The sequence below is a fragment of the Mesorhizobium sp. WSM2561 genome (assembly GCF_000513915.1).
Classification (GTDB): domain Bacteria; phylum Pseudomonadota; class Alphaproteobacteria; order Rhizobiales; family Rhizobiaceae; genus Mesorhizobium; species Mesorhizobium muleiense.
The window spans coordinates 42324-65399 of sequence record NZ_AZUX01000037.1 but is presented as its reverse complement, the minus strand read 5'-3'; the positions used below and the strand labels follow the sequence as shown (position 1 = coordinate 65399).

Here is a 23076-nt window from a genome sequence, read left to right as displayed (position 1 = left end):
TTCTTCGGCCCCCACAGTGGATGTGCCTCCTTCGAAGCAACGATCCGCTCCACCAGATCCACCGCCGTCGCCCGGCCATGATTGAGCGGCGCCCGCGGCCGGTCATGCAGACCTTCCGGGCCGAACTCCCGGTACCGTCCCAGCCATTTGTAGCCGATCTTGCGCGATATGCCGAAGTCAGCACAAAGCTGCGTCATCGTCTCATCACCCGCCAGGCACTCCACAACAAACCGAAGCCGCTCATCCATGATGCCAGTCTCTCGCCAAACCATCGCCGGTCCTCCCGGCGAAGGAGAAAACTGTCACCCATGCAATCAGTCCATTCTGTTACCTATCTATCCGGTTCGGACAGGCTTTCCTTCTCCCCGTCACTATACGGGGAGAAGGTGCCGGGAGGCGGATGAGGGGCAGCGCCGACGTCGAAAATTGCTCTTAAGCGTTTCCCTCGCGCGTTGACACGACTGCCTCCACAAGCCTAAATCCGGTTCAGACGGTCTCCTCTCGGCAAAGGGAGGAGCCAAGAGGGAATGCGGTGCGAAATCTCGATTTCAAATCCGCGGCTGTCCCCGCAACTGTAAGCGACGAGCCAAGGCCGATAACCACTGGGAAAAATCCCGGGAAGGCGGCACTAAGGCGATGACCCGCGAGCCAGGAGACCTGCCGTCTAGGACTTAAGAATCCGATCGCCTGGCGGGTTTTCCGGGCAAGGAGCCTGATTTGGAACGCGACAGCAGTTTTTCGGCTGAGACAGCGGGCGTATTGTCCGGCGATGATGACGCTCTGGCCGACGTCACCGTGATCGTCTGCGCCTCCTGCCGTGACGGGACCGGCTCCGACGGCCATCCTCGCGCCGGCGAATTGTTGGCCGAAGACACGCGTCGCGCCGCCTCTGGCGAAAATATCCGTATCCGCAGCGTCGAATGCCTCGGCAACTGCAAGCGCCGCCTCAGTGCCGCGATCCTGCGCGACGGCTGCTGGAGCTATGTCTTTGGCGACCTGACCGCGACCAGCGGCGCCGATCTCATCACCGGCGCAAAACTCTTCGCCACCTCGACCGACGGCCTCATCCCATGGCGCGGCCGCCCCGATTGCCTGAAGCGCGGCCTCGTTGCCCGCATCCCTCCCCTCGACCTTTTGAAGGACCAGATATGACCACTTCCGTCTCCCGCGTGCCCTGCACCGTCGTCACCGGCTTCCTCGGCGCCGGCAAGACGACGCTGATCCGCCACCTGCTCGAAAACGCCGGCGGCAAGCGGCTGGCCATCATCGTCAACGAGTTCGGCGACATCGGCATCGATGGCGAGATTCTTAAGGGATGCGGCATCGACGCCTGCCCTGAGGAAAACATCGTCGAACTGGCCAATGGCTGCATCTGCTGCACCGTCGCCGACGATTTCGTCCCGGCGCTCGACCAGATCCTGTCGCTGACGCCCAGGGTCGACCATATCCTGATCGAAACCTCCGGGCTGGCCCTGCCCAAGCCGCTGGTCCAGGCCTTCCAGTGGCCGACGGTGAAGAGCCGGGTGACGGTCGACGGCGTCATTGCCGTGGTCGACGGACCGGCGCTGGCCCAAGGCCGCGTTGCCAACGACATGGACGCCCTGCAGGCGCAGCGCGCGCAGGACGAGACGCTCGACCACGACGATCCGGTCGAGGAGGTGTTCGAGGACCAACTCGCCTGCGCCGACCTGATCATATTGTCGAAGAGCGACCTGATGGACGCCGCCGGCTCGGCCCGCGCCAATGCCGTCATCGGCAAGCACGCCGCCCGCGCGGTGAAGATCGTGCCGGCCTCGCAGGGCAGGGTCGATCCCTCCGTGCTGCTCGGCCTCGGCCTTGCCGTCGAGGACGACATCGAGAACCGCAAGACCCACCACGACGACGAGCTCGATCACGAGCATGACGATTTCGACTCGTTCGTCATCGATATTCCGTCGATCGCCAATCCCGATGAGCTGGCTTTGCGTGTCGCCACGGCGGCGGAGGAAGAAAACGTGCTGCGCGTCAAAGGGTTCGTCGAGGTCGGCGGCAAGCCGATGCGGCTGTTGCTGCAGGCTGTCGGCCCGCGCGTCAACCACTATTACGACCGCGCCTGGACCGCCGACGACGACCGCCGCTCGCGCCTCGTCGTCATCGGCCTGAAAGGGCTGAACCGCCCGGCCATCGAGCGTATTCTCGCCGGCTGACCTCAGGCACGAGCCGCGATGCACATCCTCACCACCACATCCGCCTCGCTCGACGATCTCGCCGAGCCTGTCGATCTCAGGCAGACGCCTGCGGATGTCGTGGCGCTGTCGTTCACCGACAGCGACCTGGCCGGGCTGGCGGCGGCATGGCAAGCGGACGCGGATCGGCTGCCGTCGATGCGGCTGGCCGCCTTGCGCGATCTGCGCCATCCGATGTCCGTCGACCTGTGGATCGACAGCGTCGCCCGGCACGCCAGGGTTGTTCTGGTTCGCATCCTCGGCGGTTACGACTGGTGGCGCTACGGCTGCGACCAGCTCGCCTCGACCGCCCGCGCGCACGGCATAAAACTGGCGCTGCTGCCCGGCGAATGCCGCGACGAGGATTTGCGGCTGATCGAAGGATCGACGCTGCCGCGGCAAGAACTCGACGGCCTGCTCGGCTATTTTCGCGAAGGCGGCCCGGAGAATATGACGGCGCTGGTGCAAAGGCTGGCGCGGCTGGCGGGCCGGGATGCGGCGGACGTGGAGCCGGTTGTCGTGCCGAAGGCGGGATTTTATGAGCCGGGTTTGGGGGTCGTAGAAAGACCGGACTTTTCAAATGCCGGCGTTCCTTCGCGCCCCCCTCTGTCCTGCCGGACATCTCCCCCACTTGGGGGGAGATTAGCCGTCACTGACCGCATCGCGAATTCTGTAACGTCTAACGTTGACAACAGCGTCGATGACGGGGCGATCTCCCCCCTTGTGGGGGAGATGTCCGGCAGGACAGAGGGGGGCGCGAAGGAACGCGGCCTTGCAGCCATAGAATCCGCCCCCATCATCCCCATCCTCTTCTACCGCTCGATGCTGCTCGCCGCCGATGTCGCTCCGATCGACGCGCTTTTTGAAGCGCTGCGGCAGCGCGGCATGGCCCCCGTGCCGATCTTCGTCTCCAGCCTCAAGGACCCGGCCTCGCTGGCCTTTGTCGAAACCGCGCTTGCCACGCTGAAGCCTGCCGCGATCATCACCGCGACCGCCTTCGCCTCGGGTGCTGAGCCCGGCGTCGAAACCCTGTTCGACCGCGCCGGCGTTCCTGTCTTCCAGGTCATCGTCGCGACGACACGCCGCGATATCTGGCAAAACAACCAGCGCGGCCTGACGCCCGCCGACCTCGCCATGCATGTCGTCCTGCCTGAACTCGACGGCCGCATCCTTGCCGGCGCCGTTTCCTTCAAGGGCGAAAGCGAGGTCGATCCCGCATTGGCTTTCCGCGCCTTCGCCAACCGGCCGGAGCCGGACCGCGTCGCGCAGGTGGCGAACCGTGTCGAGGCGTTCGTGCGCCTGCAGCGCACGCCGCGCGAAAAACGCAAGCTCGTCATCCTGATCCCCGACTATCCGAGCGCCCCCGGCCGCACCGGCTACGCCGTCGGCCTCGACGTCCCGTCGAGCGTGCTGGCGATGCTGCATGACCTGAGCGAACAGGGCTATGTCGTTGAAGGGATTCCGCAAACGCCGCGTGAATTGCTGGAGATGCTGGAGCGTGGTGGCGGAGGGTTGAGGTTGGAGGATTATCTGACCTTGTCGAAGGAATTGCCGCCGGCGGCAATGGCTGCCGTGACGGCTGCATGGGGGAATGCGGCAGATGAGACAGTTTTGTGCGAGGCACCCCCCTCTGTCCTGCCGGACATCTCCCCCGCAAGGGGGGAGATTGGCAGTTCGGACGCCGTCGCTCCGTGTACAACGTTGGTAGTTAGCGAAAGCGTGGATGAGAGCTCAATCTCCCCCCTTGCGGGGGAGATGTCCGGCAGGACAGAGGGGGGTGTTCAAGCGCCTGCTTCTGCAAAATTCCCCTTCCGCGCCACCAGCTTCGGCAACATCACCGTAGCACTGGCCCCCGACCGCGGGCGTTCCACGAACCATCGCGCCGACTATCACGACCCGACCTTGCCGCCGCGCCATGCGCTGATCGCCTTCGGCCTGTGGCTGCGCAAGACGCTCGATGTCCATGCCCTCGTCCATATCGGCGCCCATGGCACGCTGGAATGGCTGCCCGGCAAGACCGTGGCGCTCAGCGAAACCTGTTTTCCCGAGATCGTCACCGGCGCCCTGCCCGTCATTTACCCCTTCATCGTCTCCAACCCGGGAGAGGCAGCTCAGGCCAAGCGGCGCATTGCCGCCGTCACCCTCGGCCATTTGCCGCCGCCGCTGACCGGCGCCGGGCTGGACGAAAACCAGCAGCAGCTCGAGCGGCTGGTCGACGAATATGCCCAGGCTGACGGGCTCGACCGCCGCCGCCGCGATCGCCTGGCGAAGCTGATCGTCGAAACCGCTGAAAAGACCGGGCTCGCCTCCGAGGCCGGCGTCGCCGGAACCGACGCGCCCGACGAAGCGCTGCGCCGCATCGACGCCTGGCTCTGCGACCTCAAGGACTTCGCCATCAAGGACGGGCTGCACATCTACGGCCGCTCGCCCGAGGGCGAGACCGATCTGCTGCGCCAGCAAAGTGCGGCCGCCGAGAAGTCAGCATTGATCGCGGCCCTCGACGGCCGCCATGTCGCTGCCGGTCCTGCCGGTGCACCGGCGCGTGGCCGGCGCGATGTCCTGCCGACCGGCCGCAACCTGTTCACATCAGATCCACGCACCATGCCGACGCCGACATCCTTCGATCTCGGCAGGGCGGCCTCCGACGAGGTCCTGCGCAGCTACATGCAATCGCATGGCGACTGGCCGCGCTCGCTGGTTATCGACCTCTGGGGCTCGGCCTCGCTGCGCACCGGCGGCGAGGAAATCGCACAAGGCCTGGCGCTGATGGGCTGCCGGCCGCAATGGGATGGCGCCACCGGCCGCGTCACCGGCATCGAAGTGCTGCCGCCGGCCACCCTTGACCGCCCGCGCGTCGATGTCACCTGGCGCATTTCAGGCCTGTTCCGCGACATGTTCCCGACCCAGATCGCCCTGATCGATGCGGCCGCCAACGCCGTCGCCGCCCGCGACGAGGACGCGTCGGAAAACCCGCTCGCTGCAAGCAGCCGCGCGGACGGAAAGGCCAGCCCGCGCATTTTCGGTACCTCGCCAGGCACCTACGGCGCCGGTGTCGAGGCGTTGCTGTCTAGCGGCGACTGGGCGGCGCGCGAAGAAATCGGTCGCGCCTATCTCGATGCCACCTCGCATGCCTATGGCGGCGCTGACGGCGAAGCGATTTCAGCGCCGGGCGCGTTCGAGGGTCGCGTCGCCGAGGCCGACCTCCTCGTCCATACCGGAGACGACCCCGGCCGCGACATTTTGGAAGGCTCTGCCGATGTCGCCTTCATCGGCGGTTTTTCGGCAGCGCTTGCAGCGCTTGGCAAGAACGCCGACGTCATCGTCCTCGACACCACGGATCCGCAAAAGCCGAAGCCGCGCTCGCTTGGAGAAGCCGTATGTCGGGTGGTTCGCGCCCGCGCCGTCAACCCGCGCTTCATTGCCGGCCAGATGCGGCACGGACCGCGCGGCGCTTCGGAATTCGCCGAGACCGTCGACCGTCTCGTCGGTTTCGCCGAGACCACCCATGCCATACCGGGCACGCTGATCGAGGCCGTGCACGACGCCTATCTCGGCGATCCCGAGGTGCGCGCCTTCATCCTGCGCGAAAACCCGGCGGCCGCGAAAATCATCGCCGAGCGTTTTTTGTCGGCGCGGCGGCGCGGTCTCTGGCACCCGCTGCGCAATTCCGTCGACGACGACCTCGCCGCCCTGATCGCCGAAGCCCAGGGGGTGGCGGCATGAACGCCTTCTCCCGCCGCGGCGCCTGCCCCGCCCTGTCCGCACCGATGCAGACCGGCGACGGGCTTCTGGTGCGGCTCAACCCGGTCGCTGGAGGACTCTTGCCGAAATCCTTGATCGGGCTCGGTGAATCCGCATCGCGGCATGGCAACGGCATCATGGAAGTGACCGCGCGTGGCAGCCTGCAGATCCGCGGCCTGACACCGGCTAGCGCCCGGCTGCTGGCAATGGAGGTCGACGCGCTCGGCATCGCAGTGCGCACCGGCGTGCCGGTCGAGCACGGACCGCTGGCGGGGCTGGACCCGCAGGAGATCGCAGATCCGCGCCCGTTGGCGGAGCGGATTCGGGCGGCGATTGCTGAAGCTGGGCTGGCACAGCGCCTTGGCCCTAAGGTTTCGGTGATCGTCGACGGCGGCGGACGGCTTGGCATGGATGTGGTGACAGCCGATGTGCGGCTGGCTGCGGTCAGAACCAATGCGCGCGTCCGTTGGCTGTTAGCCGTTGCTGGCGACAGGGAAAATGCGGCGCCGCTCATCATGGTCGAGGAAGATGCTGCCCGTGATATCGCCATCGCGATCCTAAGGATGGTTGCCGAAAAGGGCCGCGATGCCCATGCAAGGGATTTGACGGCTAGGCAGCTGACATCTCTCGCAAGCTGGCATTCCTTCGCGCCCCCCTCTGTCCTGCCGGACATCTCCCCCACTTGGGGGGAGATCGGCAGCTTCGCCGGCGGCTCTCTTTCTACAACTTTGGACATTGGCGAAACCGGCGATGAGGGCGCAATCTCCCCCCAAGTGGGGGAGATGCCAAGTGGTGGCAAAGAGGGCAGGACAGAGGGGGGCGCCGTGGAGCGCCTTCCTGTGCCGGCTCGCTTCCCCTTTGGCGTTTTCGATCTGACAGATGGCATCGCCCTCGGCATCGGCCTGCCCTTCGGCAGCATGCCGGCGGAGAAGATCATCGCACTCACCCAATACGCCCTCACCCTTGACGCGGCCGAAATCCGTCTGGCGCCACAGCGCGCGCTGCTTTTCCTCGGCCTCTCCCCGACCGCCTGCCACGCGCTCCAGCAGGCCGCCGCCAGCCTCGGCTTCGTTATTGACGCTGCCGACCCGCGCACGAAAATCGCCGCTTGCCCCGGTGCACCGGCCTGCGCCTCCGGCCGGATCGCCGCGCGCGACATCGCCGAGACCGTCGCCGCCGAGAACCGCGACCTCCTCGATGCCTCCGTCACGCTACATATTTCCGGCTGCGCCAAGGGCTGTGCCCATCCCGGCCCGGCGGCGCTGACACTGGTCGGCGGCGATAACGGAGCCGGACTTGTCGTGGACGGGACGGCAAAGGCTCTTCCTGCCGGATACAGGCCAGGCTATGACGCCGCGCGCGGCGTTGGCGGCATTGCCGCAGCGATCCGCGAAGCACGATTTCGAGGCGAGACCACCGCCGCCTGCCTGACAAGGCTTGGCGCGGCCGGTGTCACCGAACTCTACCGACAGGAATGAACATGCCCGCCCCCTACGACTACATCCATGACGGCACGGCGATCTATGAGCGCTCCTTCGCCATCATTCGCGCCGAGGCCGACCTGTCGCGCTTTTCCAATGCCGAAGCCGATGTCGCCATCCGCATGATCCATGCCTGCGGCCAGGTCGAGGCCGCGCAGAACTTTGTTTTTTCGCAAGCTTTTGTCGCCGCTGCCCGCGCGGCACTGGCGGCCGGCGCGCCGATCTTTTGCGACGCCGAGATGGTCTCGCACGGCATCACCCGCGCCCGGCTACCGGCCGGCAACGAGGTGATCTGCACGCTGCGCGACCCGCGGGCGTCCGACATAGCGAAAAAGATCGGCAACACCCGTTCGGCCGCAGCCATCGACCTCTGGGGCGAGCGTATGGCCGGTTCGGTCGTCGCCATCGGCAATGCGCCGACCGCACTTTTCTATCTGCTGGAGAAACTGCGCGACGGTGCGCCGAAACCGGCTGTTATCATCGGCATGCCGGTCGGTTTCGTCGGTGCTGCCGAATCGAAGGACGCGCTGGCCGAGAATTCCTATGGCGTGCCCTACGCGATCGTGCGCGGCAGGCTGGGCGGCAGCGCCATGACCGCCGCAGCAATCAACGCATTGGCGAGGCCGGGCCTGTGAACGCGATTGTAAAAGGCCGGCTTGTCGGCGTCGGCACCGGTCCCGGCGACCCCGAGCTGCTGACGCTCAGGGCCGTGCGCGCGCTGGCCGAGGCCGACGTGGTCGCGCATTTCGCCAAGCGCGGCAACAACAGCAATGCGCGCGCCATCGTCGGCGCGCATTTTCGTCCTGATTTGATCGAGTTGCCCCTGCTCTATCCCGTGACCACCGAAATCGACAAGGATCACAGCGATTACCGATCGCAGATAGCGGATTTCTACGAAGAGTCGGCCGAAAAGGTCGCCGAGCATCTCAGCGCCGGCAGGATGGTCGCGGTGCTCTCGGAAGGCGATCCGCTTTTCTACGGCTCCTACATGCATCTGCATGTCAGGCTGGCGCATCGCTTTCCAACAGAGGTCATTCCCGGCGTGACCGCCATGTCCGGCTGCTGGTCGGCGACCGGAACGCCGATCGTCCAGGGCGACGATGTATTGACCGTGCTGCCGGGCACGATGAGCGAATTCGAGCTGACCCGCCGCCTCGCCGACACCGATGCTGCCGTCATCATGAAGGTTGGCCGCAACCTGCCCAAGATCAGGCGCGCGCTGGCGGCGACCGACAAGCTGGCGCGTGCCGTCTATGTCGAGCGCGGCACCATGCCGGGCGGCGTTTCGATGCGGCTGGCCGACAAGCAGGACGACAACGCGCCCTACTTCGCCATCGTGCTGGTCGCCGGCTGGTCCGGCCGGCCCGCCGCATTGGGTGCCGAAACATGAGCGGCCGCCTGACCGTTATCGGCCTCGGGCCCGGCAATGCCGACCAGGTGACGCCGGAAGCGAGCCGCGCCGTCGCCGAAGCAAAATTCTTCTTCGGCTACAAGCCGTATCTCGACCGGCTCGACCTGCGCCCGGACCAGACCCGCGTCGCCTCCGACAATCGCGAGGAGCTGTCCCGCGCCAAGGACGCGCTGGCAATGGCTGCGCAGGGCCACAATGTCGCCGTCGTCTCGGGCGGCGATCCCGGCGTCTTTGCCATGGCGGCAGCCGTCTGCGAGGCGATCGAGGCCGGCCCGGCCGAATGGCGTGCCGTTGACGTTTCGATGCTGCCCGGCATCACCGCCATGCTCGCGGTCGCGGCCCGCATCGGCGCGCCGCTCGGCCATGATTTCTGCGCCATCTCGTTGTCAGACAATCTAAAACCATGGGATCTCATCGAATTGCGGCTGCTGGCTGCGGCCGGCGCCGGCTTCGTCATAGCGCTCTACAATCCGATCAGCAAGGCGCGCCCCTGGCAGCTTGGCCGCGCTTTCGAATGCCTCACGGCGATCCTGCCGGGCACGACGCCGGTGGTCTTCGGCCGCGCTGCCGGCCGTCCCGACGAGCGCATCGAGGTCTTTCTGCTGGCGGACGCCGATGCGGAAAAGGCCGACATGGCAACCTGCATCATCATCGGCTCGCCGGAAACCAGGATCATCAAGCGCGGCGAAAAACCGGCGCTGGTCTACACGCCGCGTTCGGCGGCGGGCACAAGAAAATGACCGACCAGAAAATGATCGACCATCGCGGCAAGGGCTTCGACGGTTTCAGCCGACGCGACATCCGGCAGCGTCGGCCTGCGGATCATCACCACCTCGATGCCGAGCGCCCGCGCTGCGGCGATCTTGCCGTAGGTCGCCTCGCCGCCGCTGTTTTTGGACACGACGACATCGATGGAGTGTTCCCGAAGCAGTGCCTGTTCATCGGCTTCCCGGAACGGCCCGCGCGCCAGGAGATAGCTCGCGTCGGGCACAGCGAGCCTTGGCTCGACCGGGTCGACGCTGCGGATCAGATAGTGATGCTGGGGCGCCGCCTCGAAGGCGGCGACCTCCTGCCGGCCAAGCGCCAGGAAAACGCGGCGCGGCGCCGATCCCAGCGCCGTCACGGCGCCGGCAATGCTGTCGACCAGCGTCCAGCGGTCACCTTCGGCAGGCTCCCAGCCCGGGCGCCTGAGCGCAACGATCGGCACGCCGGACTCATGCGCCGCTGCCGCGGCATTGGCGGAGATTTGCGCCGCATAGGGATGCGTGGCGTCGACCAGCAGCTCGATGCTGGTCTCGCGAAGAAAAGCAGCCAACCCGTCGGCGCCGCCGAAACCGCCTACCCTCGTCGGCACACCTTGCGCGACGGGATTTTCGGTGCGGCCGGCCAGCGACAGCGTGAGCGAGACATCGGCGCGCGCGGCCAGCTTTCCCGCCAGTTGCCGGGCTTCGGTGGTTCCGCCGAGGATCAGAATGCGGTGGGTCATCATGCCTGCTGAGGGTCCGCGCGCCGCCAAGCTCAACTCAAGATGGCTCACAATCGTCGGCATCGGCGAGGACGGTGTAGCGGGTCTCGGCGACGAGGCCAAGCGGCTGATCGCCGAGGCCCAATTCGTCTTCGGCGGCACGCGCCACCTTGCGCTCGTCGCACCGCTCGCCAAAGGCGAAGCCCGTGCCTGGCCGACCCCTTTCGATGCCGAGATGCGCGACGTGCTGGCGTTTTCCGGCAGGCGAGTCTGCGTGCTGGCGTCGGGCGATCCGTTCTTCCATGGCGTCGGCGTCACCCTTGCTCGCAAAATTCCTGCCCAGGAGATGCAGGTGATCCCCGCCGCTTCTGCCCTCTCGTTGGCCGCCGCCCGCCTCGGCTGGGCGCTGCAGGATATCGAGACCATTTCACTGCACGGCCGCCCGCTCGACCTGATCCGGCCGTTGCTGCATCCGGGCACCCGCATCCTTGCGCTGACCTCGGATGGCGATGCACCAGCAACGATTGCGCGCCTGCTGACCGAACTCGGCTTCGGCGTCTCGCAGCTGACGGCACTTGAGGCGCTGGGCGGCCCGAACGAAAGGTTTCGGTCGGCGCGGGCGGACGCGTTCGACCTCGAAAAGATCAATCCGCTCAATGTTCTGGCGGTCGAAGTTGACTCAACTTTGGAAGCACGCATCCTGCCGCTGAGATCGGGCCTTGCCGATCATTTGTTCGAGCACGACGGCCAGATCACCAAACGCGAGGTGCGCGCCATCACCCTGTCGGCCCTCGCCCCCAGGCGCGGCGAATTGCTGTGGGACATCGGCGCCGGCTCCGGCTCGATCGGCATCGAATGGATGCTCGCCCATCCGACGATGCGCGCCATTGCCATCGAGGCCGATCCAACCCGCGCCGCCCGCATCCGCCGCAACGGTTCCGCCTGCGGCGTGCCCGGTCTTGCCGTCGTCGAAGGCTCGGCACCGCAGACGCTCGCCGGATTGGAGACGCCGGACGCGATCTTCATCGGCGGCGGCGGCAGCGATACCGGCGTGCTGGAAACGGCCATCGAGGCTCTGCGTGCTGGCGGCCGGCTAGTCGCCAATGCGGTGACGCTGGAGATGGAGGCGCTGCTTCTCGCCCGTCACGCGTCGCTCGGCGGCGATCTCACCCGCATCGCACTTTCCCGCGGGTCGCCGGTTGGTTCGATGCAGGCCTGGCGGCCGGCCATGCCGGTCACCCAATGGAGCTGGGTCAAGCCATGATGGTCGCGGGCATCGGCAGTCGCAAGGGCGTCAGCGCAAGGGATGTGCTTGCCGCCATAGAAACCGCTCTGGAAGCGCATGGACTGGCGATGACAGCGCTTTCGGCGCTCGCCACCGCTTCTCTGAAGCAGGACGAGCAGGCGATCTTCTCTGCGGGCCGCGAACTCGCTCTTCCCGTGATCGTCGTCGAGGACGCTGCGCTCAGGGCCGCGTCGCCGCGCGCAATCAGCCGTTCCGATCTGTCGCAGGCGCATGCCGGCACGCCGTCGGTTTCCGAAGCCTCGGCGCTTGCTGCCGCCGGCAAAGGCGCAAAACTGCTCGGGCCGCGCACCGTGCTTGGCCCGGTCACCTGCGCCATCGCCATCAGCGGAGATGCGGCGTGACCGTCCACTTCATCGGCGCCGGACCCGGCGCGGCCGACCTCATCACCTTGCGCGGCAGCCGATTGTTGGCAAGCTGCCCGGTCTGCCTCTATGCCGGCTCGATCGTCGCCCCGGAACTGTTGCAGCACTGCGCGCCCGGCACGAAGCTGATCGACACCGCGCCGATGTCGCTCGACGAGATCGAAGCGGAATATGTGGCGGCCCACCAGGCCGGCCACGATGTCTCCCGCCTGCATTCCGGCGACCTGTCGGTGTGGAGCGCCGTCGCCGAGCAGATCCGCCGGCTGGAGAAGCACGGCATCGCCTATACGCTGACGCCGGGCGTGCCCTCCTTCGCGGCTGCCGCGGCAGCGCTTCGCCGCGAGCTGACCATTCCCGAAGTCGCGCAAAGCCTGGTGCTGACCCGCATCTCCGGCCGCGCGTCCAAAATGCCGCCTGGCGAGACGCTGGCCGGCTTCGGCCGCACCGGCGCGACGCTCGCCATCCACCTTGCCATCCACGCCATCGACCGGGTCGTCGCCGAGCTGACGCCGTTCTATGGCGCCGATTGCCCGGTAGCAGTCGTCTTCCGTGCTTCCTGGCCGGACGAGCGCGTGCTGACCGGCACGCTGGCGACGATCGAGGCGCAACTGGCCGCCAACCCGATGGAGCGCACGGCGATCATCTTTGTCGGCCGCTCGCTGGCAGCGGAAGGCTTTGGCGAGAGCTCACTTTACGACGCCCACTACCAGCGGCGTTTTCGCGGACGGGACGGACTGTGAACCACGGCACCGGAAACAGAAGTGGAAACGCCACGATCGAACAGGCTTTGGCCCGGCTCAACTTCAAGCCGCGCCAGCTTGAGCCGGGCCATGTCTGGCTGGCCGGCGCCGGCCCCGGCGATCCCGGCTGCCTGACGCTGGAGGTGCTGGCATCACTTGGGCAGTGCGATGCCCTCGTCTATGACGCGCTGGTCTCTCCCGATATCGTGGCAGTGGCGTCGGGCGCCGAGCTTTTTTACGCCGGCAAGCGCGGCGGCCAGCCGTCGATGAAGCAGGACGACATCACCGCTTTGCTGGTGCGGCTGGCGCGAGAAGGCCGCCGCGTCGTCAGGTTGAAAGGCGGCGATCCCTATATTTTCGGCCGCGGCGGCGAAGAGGCGCTGGCGCTGGCGCGCGAAAACATCCCGTTCCGGGTCCTGTCCGGCCTGACTTCGGGCCTCAGCGCGCTTGCCGGGGCCGGCATCCCGGCCACCATGCGCGGCATCAACAAGGCAGTGATCCTGGCCACCGGCCACGCCGCCGGCACCGATGACGACCTCGACTGGGCGGCAATCGCCCGCACCGGCCAGCCGGTCGTCGTCTATATGGGCATGGCCAATCTGCCGCTGATATCAGCCTCGCTGCTTGACGGCGGCCTGCCGCCTTCCACGCCTGCTGCAGTGATCGTCGCCGCGACGACGCCGCAGGAGCGCATCGTCGTCGCCACCCTCGCCACCATCGCCGAGGAGGCGGCCGCCGCCGGGTTGAGCGCGCCGGCGCTGATCGTCGTCGGCGGCATCGTCGCCATGCGCGCGGCATTGGCGGGCGAGCCATGACCCGCGCGATCATCATCGGCGCGCCGCGCTCAGGCTCGGGCAAGACCAGCGTCACCATCGGTATATTGCGCGCGCTCGCCCGGCGCGGCCTCAAGGTGCGCGGCGCCAAATCCGGCCCCGATTATATCGACCCAGGTTTCCACACCGCCGCGACAGGCCTTTCCGGCCTCAATCTCGACAGCTGGGCGATGCCGCCTGCTTTGCTCAACGCGCTGGCAGGCGACGCAACTGAAGATGCCGATTTCATCTTCCTCGAAAGCGCCATGGGCCTGTTCGACGGGATTCCGGCTGCTCCGGGCCGCACCGGCTCGGCGGCCGATCTCGCACGGCTCTACGGCCTGCCGGTGCTGCTGGTGCTCGACGTTTCCGGACAGTCGACCACGGCGGCAGCCGTCGCCAAGGGGTTTGCCAGCTATGACCCTGATGTACGCATGGCCGGCGTCGTGCTCAACCGGCTGGGAAGCGAACGTCACCGCCGTCTCTGCAGCGACGCGATCGAGGCGATCGGCCTGCCGGTGGTCGGCGCGATCCTGCGCGATCCCTCGCTCAACCTGCCGGAGCGCCATCTCGGTCTCGTCCAGGCCGGCGAATACGAGAATTTGATGGCGCATCTCGACCGGCTGGCCGACATGGTCGAACGCTCGCTCGACCTCGACGCCATCATGGCGCTGGCGGCACCATTCGCGCCCACTCCCGGCAGTTTCGACGACGCGCTGCCACCGCCCGGACAACGCATCGCACTGGCAGAGGATGCCGCCTTCACCTTCCTCTATCCGCATGTCGCCGCGCATTGGCGCAAGGCCGGCGCGGAAATCGTCGCCTTCTCGCCGCTTGCCGACGAAGCGCCCGGCGAAAATTGCGATGTCTGCTGGCTGCCCGGCGGCTATCCCGAGCTTCACGCCGGCCGCCTTGCGGCGGCTGCGAATTTCAGGGCCGGCATCGAGGCGTTTTCGGCAACACGGCCGGTGCATGGCGAGTGCGGCGGCTTCATGGTGCTCGGCGAGGCGCTGGAGGACGCATCGGGCGAGACGCACGCGATGCTCGGCCTGCTCGGCCACTCGACCAGTTTTGCCAAGCGAAAGATGAATCTCGGTTATCGCGAGGCGCGGTTGCGCGCCAATTGTCCGCTGGGATCCCAAGGCGCGCTGATCCGCGGCCACGAATTCCACTACGCGCAGATGATTGCCACCGGCAGTGACCAACCGTTGGCCGACCTGGCTGACGGCCAAGGCAATCCGCTCGGCGCCTCGGGTTACCGGCGCGGCCATGTCAGCGGCACGTTCTTCCATGCCATTGCGAGAGGTTAGAGCATGATCCCGAACCGGAGGTCCGCGTCAGCTAAAAGTGGGAACCGGTTTTCGGAATAGATCATGCTCAAACTCGAGAACATGCCCCCTTCGCTTCGCCAGGCCCTCGACGACATCGCGCTCTGTGTCGTCTTCTTCACACGACTGCCGCTGCCGGTCGTCGATTTCCGGGACCGCAGCCTTGCTGCCGCGATCTGGGCGGCGCCGGCCGCCGGCCTTGCCGTCGCGCTGATCGGCGCTCTGGTTTACGCAGTCGGGACCTGGCTGGGCCTGGCCGCCGGACCGGCAGCGGCACTTGCCCTTGCCGCGACCTTGCTCGCCACCGGCTGCATGCATGAAGACGGGCTTTCGGATGTCGCCGACGGCTTTGGCGGCGGCAAAACGCGCGAGAAAAAACTGGAGATCATGCGCGACAGCCGCATCGGCGCCTACGGCGCCTGCGCGCTCGCCCTGTCGCTGCTTATCCGCTGGAGCGTGCTTTCGGAATTCGCCGGCCCGGCCCAGATGTTCTGGGCTCTGATTGCCGCGCATGCCGCCTCGCGCGGCTTGTTCGGCGCTTTCATGCATCTTTTGCCGGCGGCGCGCAGCGACGGCCTCTCGGTCGATGCAGGCCCCGTGTCGGCCGAAACCGCCATTGCCGGCGCCGCGCTCGGCACCGTCGCGCTGCTGGCGCTAGGGTTCGGTGGCGCGGTCGCCGCGCTTATCCTGCTCGGCCTGTTGTTTGCCGCCTTCCGCGAGCTGTGCCGCAGCCAGATCGGCGGCCAGACCGGCGACACGGTCGGCGCGCTGCAGCAGCTTGGCGAAATCGCAATCCTGCTCGTCGCTTCCGCTTCCCTTTCCTGACTCTGTTTCGGAGATTTTTTCCCATGCCTTTCAAATCGCTTGATGAATTGCGAGCGGCCTGCCTCGATCTGCCTGCCGGCAGCGAAGCCGCGGCAAATGCTGTCGCCCGCCGCCAGGACACGCTGACCAAACCGCAAGGCAGCCTCGGCCGGTTGGAAACCATAGCGGCTTGGCTTGCCCGCTGGCAGGGCCGCGACATGCCGCAGCTCGACCGCGTAAAAGTCCTGGTTTTTGCCGGCAACCACGGTGTCACCGCACAGGGCGTATCGGCCTTCCCGTCGGAGGTCACCGTGCAGATGGTGGCGAATTTCGCCGGCGGCGGCGCCGCCATCAACCAGCTCGCCCGCATCGCCGGCGCCGAACTCGACGTTATTCCGCTCGACCTCGACCGTCCGACCGGCGATTTCACGCAAGTGCCGGCAATGGATGACGAGGCCTTCCTCGCTGCCGTCTCGGCCGGCTATGCCGCAGTGACCAAAGATCTCGACCTCGTCTGTTTCGGCGAGATGGGTATCGGCAACACCACGCCGGCGGCAGCCATTTCGGCCGCCCTTTTCGGCGGCGGCGCAGAAAAATGGACCGGGCGCGGCACCGGCGTCGACGATGCCGGCCTGGTGCGCAAGATCACCGCCATCGAGGCCGGCCTCAAGCGCCACGCCGAGGCCCTTGCCGACCCGCTGATGGTCGCGGCAGCCCTTGGCGGGCGCGAACTCGCCGCCATCCTTGGCGCGACGCTGGCGGCGCGCCATTCAGGCGTGCCGGTGCTGCTCGACGGCTTCGTCTGCACCGCCGCCGCCGCACCGCTGGCGAGATTGCACCCCGCCGGCCTCGCCCACACGCTTGCCGCCCATGTCTCGGCCGAATCCGGCCATCGCCGGCTGCTCGAAGCGCTCGGCCTGCCGCCGCTGCTCGACCTCGGCATGCGGCTCGGCGAAGGCTCCGGCGCCTGCCTCGCCGTCAACATCGTCCGCTCGGCGCTCGAATGCCATGCCCGCATGGCAAGCTTTGCCGAGGCTGGTGTTTCAAAGAAGTAAAACAAGTCTCGACCGATGCTCGATGGATCACGGCAGCATCGGGAACCTGGCCGGCCCGAGCACGTTGTGGCCGGTCAGCCCGGGTTACGCATGCAACAGCTTTTCCAGGAATTCGGCCATCCGACATACGTCCCGTTTCCCGTTATTGCGGCGAGGCTTCTCTTGGCGACGATCTTCGGTGCGGCGATCGGGTTCGAACGCGAATGGCGAAATCGGCCTGCCGGGCTTCGCACCCATACCCTGGTCTGCGTGGCAGCGGCTACCTTCGGTATTCTGACGATTGAAATCATTCACGCGCCGATGTTTCAGCAGGATTCCGTAAGGGTCGATCCGATTCGTGTTGTCGAAGCGGTTACCGCTGGCGTCGCGTTCCTTGCTGCCGGATCGATTTTGTTTTCGAAAGGCGAGATCCACGGCCTGACGACCGGTGCAGGCATGTGGCTGTCTGGGGCAATTGGCGTCGCCTGCGGGCTCGGTCTGTGGCAAGTGGCGGCACTCGGCACGCTATTGGTGCTTGTCGTGGCAGGCCTTCTCTACAGTTTTGCCGCCAAGTCCGGTATTGGCGAGAACACCGGACCAGGAAAGCCCAAGTCGGAGGAAGACGTGTCCAAGCCGCCCAAAGGCTGAGGCTGCAACTGGAACCGAACGCGAATTGGAAACCAACCGTCAGGATTGGGAATCCGCCATGTTCGCGGCACTCTTTCCAGGCAGCGAAAAAGCGAGTAATATCAACGGATTAAATGGTGGGTGCGACAGGGATCGAACCTGTGACCCGCTGATTAAGAGTCAGCTGCTCTACCAACTGAGCTACGCACCCACTCGCCGGTAAAACCAGCGTCGGCGGGCATATAGCCGCCGCCATCCGCCATGTCCAGCCCCTGCCGGATTCATTTCCCGACAAATCGGCTCGAGCCGATCGCGATCAGACGAACAGCTTGCCTTCCGCCACCTTGACGGCATGGCCGCCGATGCGGGCGGCGGCCAGTTTGCCGCCTTCGACATTCAGTTCGAGGCGGATGCGCGAAGGCCGCCCCATCTCCAGCCCTTGTTCGATCCAACGCTGGGAAACACCCTCTCTCGGACCGTCGAAATGCATGATCGCGCCGGCGAAGGCGGCGGCCGCCGAACCGGTCGCCGGATCTTCATAGGATGGATTGCCCGGCACGATCATGCGGACATGAAAGGCGCTGTCGTGGTTCACCGTCTCGCGGCAATAGACATACGGGCTGGCGAGGGCCCAATCGCTCTTGCGGGGCGCCAGTTCCGACCACGCCTGGTTGTCCAGCCTTATCCGGGCCGCCGCCTCCAGATCGGCGACCGGAATGGTCACGTAGGGCACGCCGGCCGACCAGAACGAGACGCGGTGGTTTTCGAAGCCGATTTCGTGCGGCCCCAGGCCAAGTGCCGCCCCGATCGCCTCCGGGTCGGCGGACAATTCCAGCTGCTCCGGCAGTTTGGCCAGGTCGAACTCGGCAAAGCTGGCGCCAGCGTGCTTGCTGACGGCGCAGCGCACCGGGCCGATGTTTTCTTCCAGGACGAAGATGCCGGCGGTGTCGCCATCGCCAGCCATTTCGGCAAGTGCAATCGCAGCGCCCACCGTCGGATGGCCGGCGAACGGCATCTCATGGTCGGGCGTGAAGATGCGGATGCGGGCGCGGTGCTTGGGATTGTCGGGCGGTAGCACGAAAACGGTTTCCGACAGGTTGAACTCGCCCGCGATAGCCTGCATCGCGGCTGTGTCCAGTCCCTTGCTGTCAAGCACGACGGCCAGCGGATTGCCGCCCAGCCGCTCGGTGGTGAACACGTCGTAAAGTAAGTAATTCCGGGTCAGCATTGTAGAAAGCCTTCTGCCTCAATCCCAACAGGGGCCCAAACATGGGCGAAATTTAATTTGATATTTGAACCATTCGGCCTGATCAGTGCACCGGTTGGGACATCACTGGTATTATAGGGGTCCGGCGTGGACCAGATTGTCAATCTGCCAAAGACGGAATCGACTTCCGACATAAAGACGGCACTCGGGCTCGACCGCCTGGGTCTGAAGAAGAAACGGCGTCGCGGCTGGCTTTATGGCCTGCTTGTGCTGGTCGTCGTCGCCGCAAGCCTGGCGGGGTACCAATGGTATGCCGCGTCTCCCGCCAAGATCGACTATACCACTGTGCCGGCCGCTGTCGCCGACCTCACGGTCGAAGTATCGGCGACCGGCACGCTGCAGCCGCTCACCCAGGTCGACATTTCGAGCGAACTGTCCGGCGTCGTCCGCTCGGTCGCGGTCAACGAGAACCAGCAGGTGAAGAAGGGCGATGTGCTGGCGGCGCTCGATACGGCCAAGCTGGAGGTGCAGATCGAGCGCGCCGAGGCTTCCGCCAAGGCGGCGGCTGCCAATGTTGAGACCGCCACCGTAACCCTCACCGAAAACGAAAGGGCGGTTGCGCGCGCGGCGGCGCTCACCAAGCGCGGCATGGCGACTGACCAGTCGCTTGAAGCGGCGACAGCGACGCGCGACCGCTCAAAGGCAGCGCTCGACAGCGCCAAAGCCAATCTGGCCATCGCCAATGCCGATCTCAAGGCGCAGCAGACGGACTTCGCCAAAAGCACCATCTATGCGCCCATCGACGGCATCGTTCTGACGCGCTCGGTCGATCCCGGCCAGACGGTTGCCTCCTCGCTGCAAGCGCCGGTGCTGTTCGTCATCGCCGCCGACCTGAGGAACATGGCGTTGAAGGCAGCGGTCGACGAGGCCGACATCGGCGCGGTGAAGCCCGGCCAGCATGCCCGCTTCACCGTCGACGCCTTTCCCGAGCGGCCGTTCGATGCCGAGATCCGCGACATCTCCTATGCTTCGGTCACCACCGACGGCGTCGTCACCTACGACGCGCGGTTCGAGGTCGACAACAACGAGCTTCTGTTGCGGCCCGGCATGACTGCCACCGTTTCGGTCGTCACCAGAGAGGCCAAGGGCGTGCTCACCGTGCCGTCGACAGCTTTCCGTTACCGGCCGGCGGCATCTGCTGCCCGAGCGTGGAGCCTGAGCGACCTGTTCACGGGCCGTATGGGCCGTCCACGCGGCAACCGCCAGCGCCAGGCGACGGCGCAGCCCACCGACGGGTCGCGCACGCTCTACGTGCTGGAGAATGGCCGGCCTCGGCCGGTCAACGTCAAGGTCGGCTCCACCGATGGCGAGCTGACCGAGATCACCTCCGGTCTCGCAGAAGGTGCGCAAGTCATCACCGCAGCGCAGCAGCGGAGCTGAAATCATGTCAGGCTCGCTGCTCATCACCTTCGACACGGTCTGGAAGAGCTATGGCCAGGGCGAGGCCACGGTGCATGCGCTGGCTGGCGTCGATCTTGCCATCCGCAGCGGTGAATTCGTCGCCATCATGGGTCCGTCCGGCTCGGGCAAATCGACGGCGATGAACATCATCGGCTGCCTCGACACACCGACGGCCGGAACCTACAGCTTCATGGGCATCGATGCTGGCCGCCTCGACCGCAACCGCCGCGCCATGCTGCGCAATCTCTATGTCGGCTTCGTCTTCCAGGGCTACAATCTCCTGCCGCGCACCACCGCGGTGGAGAATGTCGAACTGCCGCTGATCTATCGCGGCGTCGCCGCCCGCGAGCGTCATGACCTCGCAATGAAAGCGCTGGCCGAGGTCGGCCTTGTCGGCCGCGAGCACCACACGCCGGCCGAGCTCTCCGGCGGCCAGCAGCAGCGCGTGGCGATCGCGCGCGCCATCGTCACCAGGCCGACGCTGCTCGTCGCCGACGAGCCGACCGGCAATCTCGACACCGCACGCACGCACGAGATCATGGAGATCCTGACGCGGCTGAACACCGAGCTTGGCCTGACCATCGCCATGGTCACCCACGAGGCCGATGTCGCTGCTTATGCCGAGCGCACGATCCGCTTCCTCGACGGCCACGTCGCCTCCGATGCCATGAACCTTGAGGTGGTGTAACCATGATCTGGGAAACCGTCCGCCTCTCGCTGCTTTCGGTGCGCCGGAACGTGCTGCGCTCGTTTCTGACGCTGCTCGGCATCGTCATCGGCGTTGCCGCCGTCATCGCCATGCTCACCATCGGCTCGGGCACCACCGAAAAGGTAAAGGCCGACATTTCCAAGCTCGGCAGCAATTTGCTGGTTGTCCGCCCCGGCCGCCCGGCCGGGCCCGGCGGACCGGGAGGGCTCGACCAGGCCACACGTCCGCTCGGCAGCAAGGAACTTGCCGCGCTCGTCGCACATTTGAGCGGCGCCCGCGCCATCTCGCCCGCCTCGCAAAAGCAGGTCCGCGTCATCTTCGGCACCGAAAGCCTGACGTCAGGTGTCACCGGCACCGACAGCGCCTATCTCGATGCGCGCGACTGGAAGCTGGTCTCGGGCCGCCCGTTCAGCGATTCGGAAATCCGCTCGGGCACCGGCGTCTGCCTGATCGGCGAAACCGTGCGCCAGCAGTTCTTCGGCGCCGGCGATCCCGAAGGCGAGTTCATTCGCGTCAACCGCACCTCGTGCAAGATCATCGGCCTGCTCGAGCCGAAGGGCTATACCGGCTTCGGCCAGGACCAGGACAATGTCGTGCTGATGCCGCTCGCCGCCTACCAGCGCCGCATCGCCGGCAACCGCGACATCGACTCGATCTACGTCGCCGCCGACGACCGGACGCCGACCACCGAGCTGCTGCCGCGCGTCGAGGACATCTTGCGCGATGCACGCCGCATCCCGCCGGACCGCGACGACGACTTCTCGATACGCGACATGACCCAGATCGCCGACGCCATGGCGAGCGCCACCACGACGATGACCGGCATGCTGGGCGCGGTCGCCGGCGTCAGTCTGTTGGTCGGCGGCATCGGCATCATGAACATCATGCTGGTGTCGGTCACCGAACGCACCCGCGAGATCGGCATAAGGCTGGCCATCGGCGCGCATGAAAAGCACATCCTCATCCAGTTCCTGGTCGAGGCGACCGTGCTGTCGCTGCTCGGCGGCATCATCGGCATCCTGATCGGCCTGGCGCTGGCCGGCCTCGCCTCGCTGACGCTGGCCATCCCGTTTGCGCCAAGCCCGGCGGTGATCCTGCTCGCCGTCGGCTTCTCGGCGCTGATCGGCATGGTGTTCGGTTTCTTCCCGGCGCTGCGCGGCGCACGGCTCGATCCGATCGACGCGCTGAGGCATGAATAGCACGACGCAGCGTGCGCCGCCTTCAGATGTCCCCAAAATTTTGACGCGGCCGTCGCCCTGCCCCTGTCGCGGAACAGCCCGCGGTGCTAGCAATCGCCTTGGGGATATGGGGGATAGTGGGATGAGCAAGAAAGAGCGAGTGGCTTTGGTGACGGTGATAATCGAGGCCGCATTGGCGGGCTTTTGGTGGTATTTGGCCAGCTATGGCATGGCCAACCCCGATCATGTCACCGCCGATTTCCAGCAGGTTGTCGGTCAGACGATGGGAGCGACGATGAGTGCGCTGCTGGGTATCGGCGTCATGCTGTTTTTCGTCGCCGCCCGCAACGACCGCAAAACCATCGAAAACAAGATGCGTCATTAGAGCGACGTGCGTCCACTTGGACGCACAAAGTACGCTCTAACACTTTGAATCTGCGCATCGTGCTTTCCGAAAATCGATTCCGATTTTCGGCCCGATGCGTTAGTCCTTGCCGGCAAAATGCCACTCGATCAGTGGCTTCATGTGCGGTATCAGCCCGTCCGGCAGGTCATCGGCACTGCGGATGATGACAGGCCCGTCGATCTCCGGCTCTGCCTCGGTGGCGACAAAGGCGCTGATGCGCTGCGCGATCTCGTCGGCGGATGCCGCTTCGCGATAGCGGCGAAAGATCACCGTGCCGGTTGCCGTCGACAGGGCGTAGTAACGCTTGCCGCGCATCGCGCCGGCAAGGTCGAGGCCGGTTTCTTCCCGCACCTCGCGAATCATGTTGAAGTCGACATCGACAAGGCCGTCGCGGAAATCGGTTGGCTCGAACGAGCCGGCGGCGAAATAGACGCGCCCGGCATTGACGGTGTGCGACGCCATGCGGATCGCCACCAGCGCATTGTCGCCGGCGACCAGCATGGCATGGGCATAGGCGTGCTCGGCCCCCGCCACCTGGCGATTGCCGCGCCAAAGCATGAAGGTCGAGTAGCGCACCGCATGGCAGCGGCCGACGAGGCTGCTGTCGCGATAGCGGAGCGCCGAAAGCAGCACCACGGTGCCGTCGAACAGCGCCGGGTTGGCTGCGGTCTCGCGCCGCCAATTCTCGGCGATCGCTTGCGCATTATCGCGTTCGAACGGATGCGGGCCGGGGTCGAGCCTGACGTCGACGGCGTCGACCGGAAGGATGATGTTGCGCGGCAGGTCGAAGCTCAACGAAA

At 66.1% G+C, this 23076-nt stretch carries 23 protein-coding genes, 1 tRNA gene and 1 riboswitch; of the genes, 19 read left to right on the top strand and 5 right to left on the bottom strand.

The genetic code is table 11. From position 1 onward, the window contains the following. Positions 1 to 272: helix-turn-helix domain-containing protein (locus M727_RS0125510; RefSeq protein WP_027155014.1), on the bottom strand; the 272-nt coding region annotated here is incomplete at its 3' end. A 202-nt stretch (positions 273 to 474) separates the two neighbouring features. Next, a riboswitch (cobalamin riboswitch) is annotated at positions 475 to 680 on the top strand. 37 nt (positions 681 to 717) lie between these two features. Here M727_RS0125510 and M727_RS0125505 point away from each other — a divergent pair. The 7 genes from M727_RS0125505 to M727_RS0125475 are packed head-to-tail and all read left to right on the top strand — an operon-like array spanning position 718 to position 9577. Further along, the gene (locus M727_RS0125505; RefSeq protein ID WP_027155013.1) at positions 718 to 1152 is read left to right on the top strand and encodes a DUF1636 family protein; all 435 of its coding nucleotides are present in this window, start codon (positions 718 to 720) and stop codon (positions 1150 to 1152) included. Then, the gene (cobW, locus tag M727_RS0125500; RefSeq protein WP_027155012.1) at positions 1149 to 2186 is read left to right on the top strand and encodes a cobalamin biosynthesis protein CobW; all 1038 of its coding nucleotides are present in this window, start codon (positions 1149 to 1151) and stop codon (positions 2184 to 2186) included. Before M727_RS0125505 ends, cobW begins: the two co-directional genes overlap by 4 nt. Positions 2187 to 2204: 18 nt before the next feature. Continuing rightward, entirely contained in the window at positions 2205 to 5927 is a 3723-nt protein-coding gene (locus M727_RS0125495) for a cobaltochelatase subunit CobN (RefSeq protein ID WP_027155011.1), read from the top strand. Beyond that, entirely contained in the window at positions 5924 to 7423 is a 1500-nt protein-coding gene (gene cobG / locus M727_RS0125490) for a precorrin-3B synthase (protein WP_027155010.1), read from the top strand. The genes M727_RS0125495 and cobG overlap by 4 nt, the downstream gene beginning before the upstream one ends. 2 nt (positions 7424 to 7425) lie before the next feature. After that, on the top strand, positions 7426 to 8061 hold the full coding sequence (locus M727_RS0125485) for a precorrin-8X methylmutase (protein ID WP_027155009.1): 636 nt from the start codon (positions 7426 to 7428) through the stop codon (positions 8059 to 8061). Beyond that, positions 8058 to 8816: a precorrin-2 C(20)-methyltransferase gene (locus M727_RS0125480; RefSeq protein ID WP_027155008.1), complete on the top strand. Its 759-nt coding sequence runs from the start codon at positions 8058 to 8060 to the stop codon at positions 8814 to 8816. The genes M727_RS0125485 and M727_RS0125480 overlap by 4 nt, the downstream gene beginning before the upstream one ends. Continuing rightward, entirely contained in the window at positions 8813 to 9577 is a 765-nt protein-coding gene (locus M727_RS0125475; RefSeq protein WP_027155007.1) for a precorrin-3B C(17)-methyltransferase, read from the top strand. Before M727_RS0125480 ends, M727_RS0125475 begins: the two co-directional genes overlap by 4 nt. Here the strand turns inward: M727_RS0125475 and M727_RS0125470 are convergent. After that, positions 9541 to 10323, bottom strand: a complete 783-nt coding sequence (locus M727_RS0125470) for a cobalt-precorrin-6A reductase (RefSeq protein ID WP_027155006.1) — start codon at positions 10321 to 10323, stop codon at positions 9541 to 9543. The two genes, M727_RS0125475 and M727_RS0125470, sit on opposite strands and share 37 nt — an antisense overlap. Before the next feature lies 1 nt (position 10324). On the opposite strand from M727_RS0125470, the gene M727_RS0125465 reads away from it, so the two are divergent. The 8 genes from M727_RS0125465 to M727_RS0125430 all read left to right on the top strand — a co-directional run bounded on the left by M727_RS0125465 (position 10325) and on the right by M727_RS0125430 (position 17336). Further along, positions 10325 to 11566, top strand: coding sequence for a bifunctional cobalt-precorrin-7 (C(5))-methyltransferase/cobalt-precorrin-6B (C(15))-methyltransferase (locus M727_RS0125465; protein WP_027155005.1), 1242 nt, complete (start codon positions 10325 to 10327; stop codon positions 11564 to 11566). Beyond that, on the top strand, positions 11563 to 11949 hold the full coding sequence (locus M727_RS0125460) for a cobalamin biosynthesis protein (RefSeq protein ID WP_027155004.1): 387 nt from the start codon (positions 11563 to 11565) through the stop codon (positions 11947 to 11949). Before M727_RS0125465 ends, M727_RS0125460 begins: the two co-directional genes overlap by 4 nt. Beyond that, positions 11946 to 12710: a precorrin-4 C(11)-methyltransferase gene (cobM, locus tag M727_RS0125455; protein WP_027155003.1), complete on the top strand. Its 765-nt coding sequence runs from the start codon at positions 11946 to 11948 to the stop codon at positions 12708 to 12710. Before M727_RS0125460 ends, cobM begins: the two co-directional genes overlap by 4 nt. Then, positions 12707 to 13525, top strand: coding sequence for a uroporphyrinogen-III C-methyltransferase (cobA, locus tag M727_RS0125450; protein ID WP_027155002.1), 819 nt, complete (start codon positions 12707 to 12709; stop codon positions 13523 to 13525). The genes cobM and cobA overlap by 4 nt, the downstream gene beginning before the upstream one ends. Continuing rightward, positions 13522 to 14832 carry a cobyrinate a,c-diamide synthase gene (locus M727_RS0125445; protein WP_027155001.1) on the top strand — a complete coding sequence of 437 codons (1311 nt, stop codon included), beginning with the start codon at positions 13522 to 13524 and terminating at the stop codon, positions 14830 to 14832. The genes cobA and M727_RS0125445 overlap by 4 nt, the downstream gene beginning before the upstream one ends. A gap of 63 nt (positions 14833 to 14895) precedes the next feature. Next, positions 14896 to 15675, top strand: a complete 780-nt coding sequence (gene cobS / locus M727_RS0125440; protein ID WP_036263355.1) for an adenosylcobinamide-GDP ribazoletransferase — start codon at positions 14896 to 14898, stop codon at positions 15673 to 15675. Between the two features lie 23 nt (positions 15676 to 15698). Next, the gene (cobT, locus tag M727_RS0125435; protein ID WP_027154999.1) at positions 15699 to 16709 is read left to right on the top strand and encodes a nicotinate-nucleotide--dimethylbenzimidazole phosphoribosyltransferase; all 1011 of its coding nucleotides are present in this window, start codon (positions 15699 to 15701) and stop codon (positions 16707 to 16709) included. A gap of 90 nt (positions 16710 to 16799) precedes the next feature. Further along, complete coding sequence (locus M727_RS0125430) at positions 16800 to 17336, top strand: MgtC/SapB family protein (RefSeq protein ID WP_027154998.1); 537 nt, start codon at positions 16800 to 16802, stop codon at positions 17334 to 17336. 114 nt (positions 17337 to 17450) lie between these two features. Here M727_RS0125430 and M727_RS0125425 read toward each other — a convergent pair. Together M727_RS0125425 and M727_RS0125420 are read right to left on the bottom strand one after the other, a co-directional pair. After that, a tRNA-Lys gene (locus M727_RS0125425) sits at positions 17451 to 17526 on the bottom strand. 105 nt (positions 17527 to 17631) lie between these two features. Continuing rightward, complete coding sequence (locus M727_RS0125420; protein WP_027154997.1) at positions 17632 to 18543, bottom strand: PhzF family phenazine biosynthesis protein; 912 nt, start codon at positions 18541 to 18543, stop codon at positions 17632 to 17634. Between the two features lie 126 nt (positions 18544 to 18669). Between M727_RS0125420 and M727_RS0125415 the strand changes: the two genes are divergently transcribed. The 4 genes from M727_RS0125415 to M727_RS0125400 all read left to right on the top strand — a co-directional run bounded on the left by M727_RS0125415 (position 18670) and on the right by M727_RS0125400 (position 22255). After that, on the top strand, positions 18670 to 19962 hold the full coding sequence (locus M727_RS0125415) for an efflux RND transporter periplasmic adaptor subunit (protein WP_027154996.1): 1293 nt from the start codon (positions 18670 to 18672) through the stop codon (positions 19960 to 19962). Positions 19963 to 19966: 4 nt separating this feature from the next. Beyond that, positions 19967 to 20671, top strand: coding sequence for an ABC transporter ATP-binding protein (locus tag M727_RS0125410; protein WP_245269001.1), 705 nt, complete (start codon positions 19967 to 19969; stop codon positions 20669 to 20671). A 2-nt stretch (positions 20672 to 20673) separates the two neighbouring features. Beyond that, on the top strand, positions 20674 to 21891 hold the full coding sequence (locus M727_RS0125405; protein ID WP_027154994.1) for an ABC transporter permease: 1218 nt from the start codon (positions 20674 to 20676) through the stop codon (positions 21889 to 21891). Positions 21892 to 22012: 121 nt separating this feature from the next. After that, positions 22013 to 22255, top strand: coding sequence for a hypothetical protein (locus M727_RS0125400; protein ID WP_027154993.1), 243 nt, complete (start codon positions 22013 to 22015; stop codon positions 22253 to 22255). Positions 22256 to 22354: 99 nt separating this feature from the next. Here the strand turns inward: M727_RS0125400 and M727_RS0125395 are convergent, their stop codons facing one another. Further along, positions 22355 to 23071, bottom strand: coding sequence for a hypothetical protein (locus tag M727_RS0125395; RefSeq protein WP_027154992.1), 717 nt, complete (start codon positions 23069 to 23071; stop codon positions 22355 to 22357). Between the last annotated feature and the right edge of the window lie 5 nt (positions 23072 to 23076).

Coding starts and splice junctions, on each gene's coding strand:
- cobG (WP_027155010.1), top strand. CDS start 5,924: ATGAACGCCTTCTCCCGCCGCGGCGCCTGCCCCGCCCTGTCCGCACCG.
- M727_RS0125475 (WP_027155007.1), top strand. CDS start 8,813: ATGAGCGGCCGCCTGACCGTTATCGGCCTCGGGCCCGGCAATGCCGAC.
- M727_RS0125400 (WP_027154993.1), top strand. CDS start 22,013: ATGAGCAAGAAAGAGCGAGTGGCTTTGGTGACGGTGATAATCGAGGCC.
- M727_RS0125445 (WP_027155001.1), top strand. CDS start 13,522: ATGACCCGCGCGATCATCATCGGCGCGCCGCGCTCAGGCTCGGGCAAG.
- cobT (WP_027154999.1), top strand. CDS start 15,699: ATGCCTTTCAAATCGCTTGATGAATTGCGAGCGGCCTGCCTCGATCTG.
- M727_RS0125405 (WP_027154994.1), top strand. CDS start 20,674: ATGATCTGGGAAACCGTCCGCCTCTCGCTGCTTTCGGTGCGCCGGAAC.
- M727_RS0125465 (WP_027155005.1), top strand. CDS start 10,325: ATGCCTGCTGAGGGTCCGCGCGCCGCCAAGCTCAACTCAAGATGGCTC.
- M727_RS0125430 (WP_027154998.1), top strand. CDS start 16,800: ATGCAACAGCTTTTCCAGGAATTCGGCCATCCGACATACGTCCCGTTT.
- cobW (WP_027155012.1), top strand. CDS start 1,149: ATGACCACTTCCGTCTCCCGCGTGCCCTGCACCGTCGTCACCGGCTTC.
- M727_RS0125470 (WP_027155006.1), bottom strand. CDS start 10,323: ATGACCCACCGCATTCTGATCCTCGGCGGAACCACCGAAGCCCGGCAA.
- cobS (WP_036263355.1), top strand. CDS start 14,896: ATGCTCAAACTCGAGAACATGCCCCCTTCGCTTCGCCAGGCCCTCGAC.
- M727_RS0125420 (WP_027154997.1), bottom strand. CDS start 18,543: ATGCTGACCCGGAATTACTTACTTTACGACGTGTTCACCACCGAGCGG.
- M727_RS0125410 (WP_245269001.1), top strand. CDS start 19,967: ATGTCAGGCTCGCTGCTCATCACCTTCGACACGGTCTGGAAGAGCTAT.
- M727_RS0125485 (WP_027155009.1), top strand. CDS start 7,426: ATGCCCGCCCCCTACGACTACATCCATGACGGCACGGCGATCTATGAG.
- M727_RS0125460 (WP_027155004.1), top strand. CDS start 11,563: ATGATGGTCGCGGGCATCGGCAGTCGCAAGGGCGTCAGCGCAAGGGAT.
- M727_RS0125495 (WP_027155011.1), top strand. CDS start 2,205: ATGCACATCCTCACCACCACATCCGCCTCGCTCGACGATCTCGCCGAG.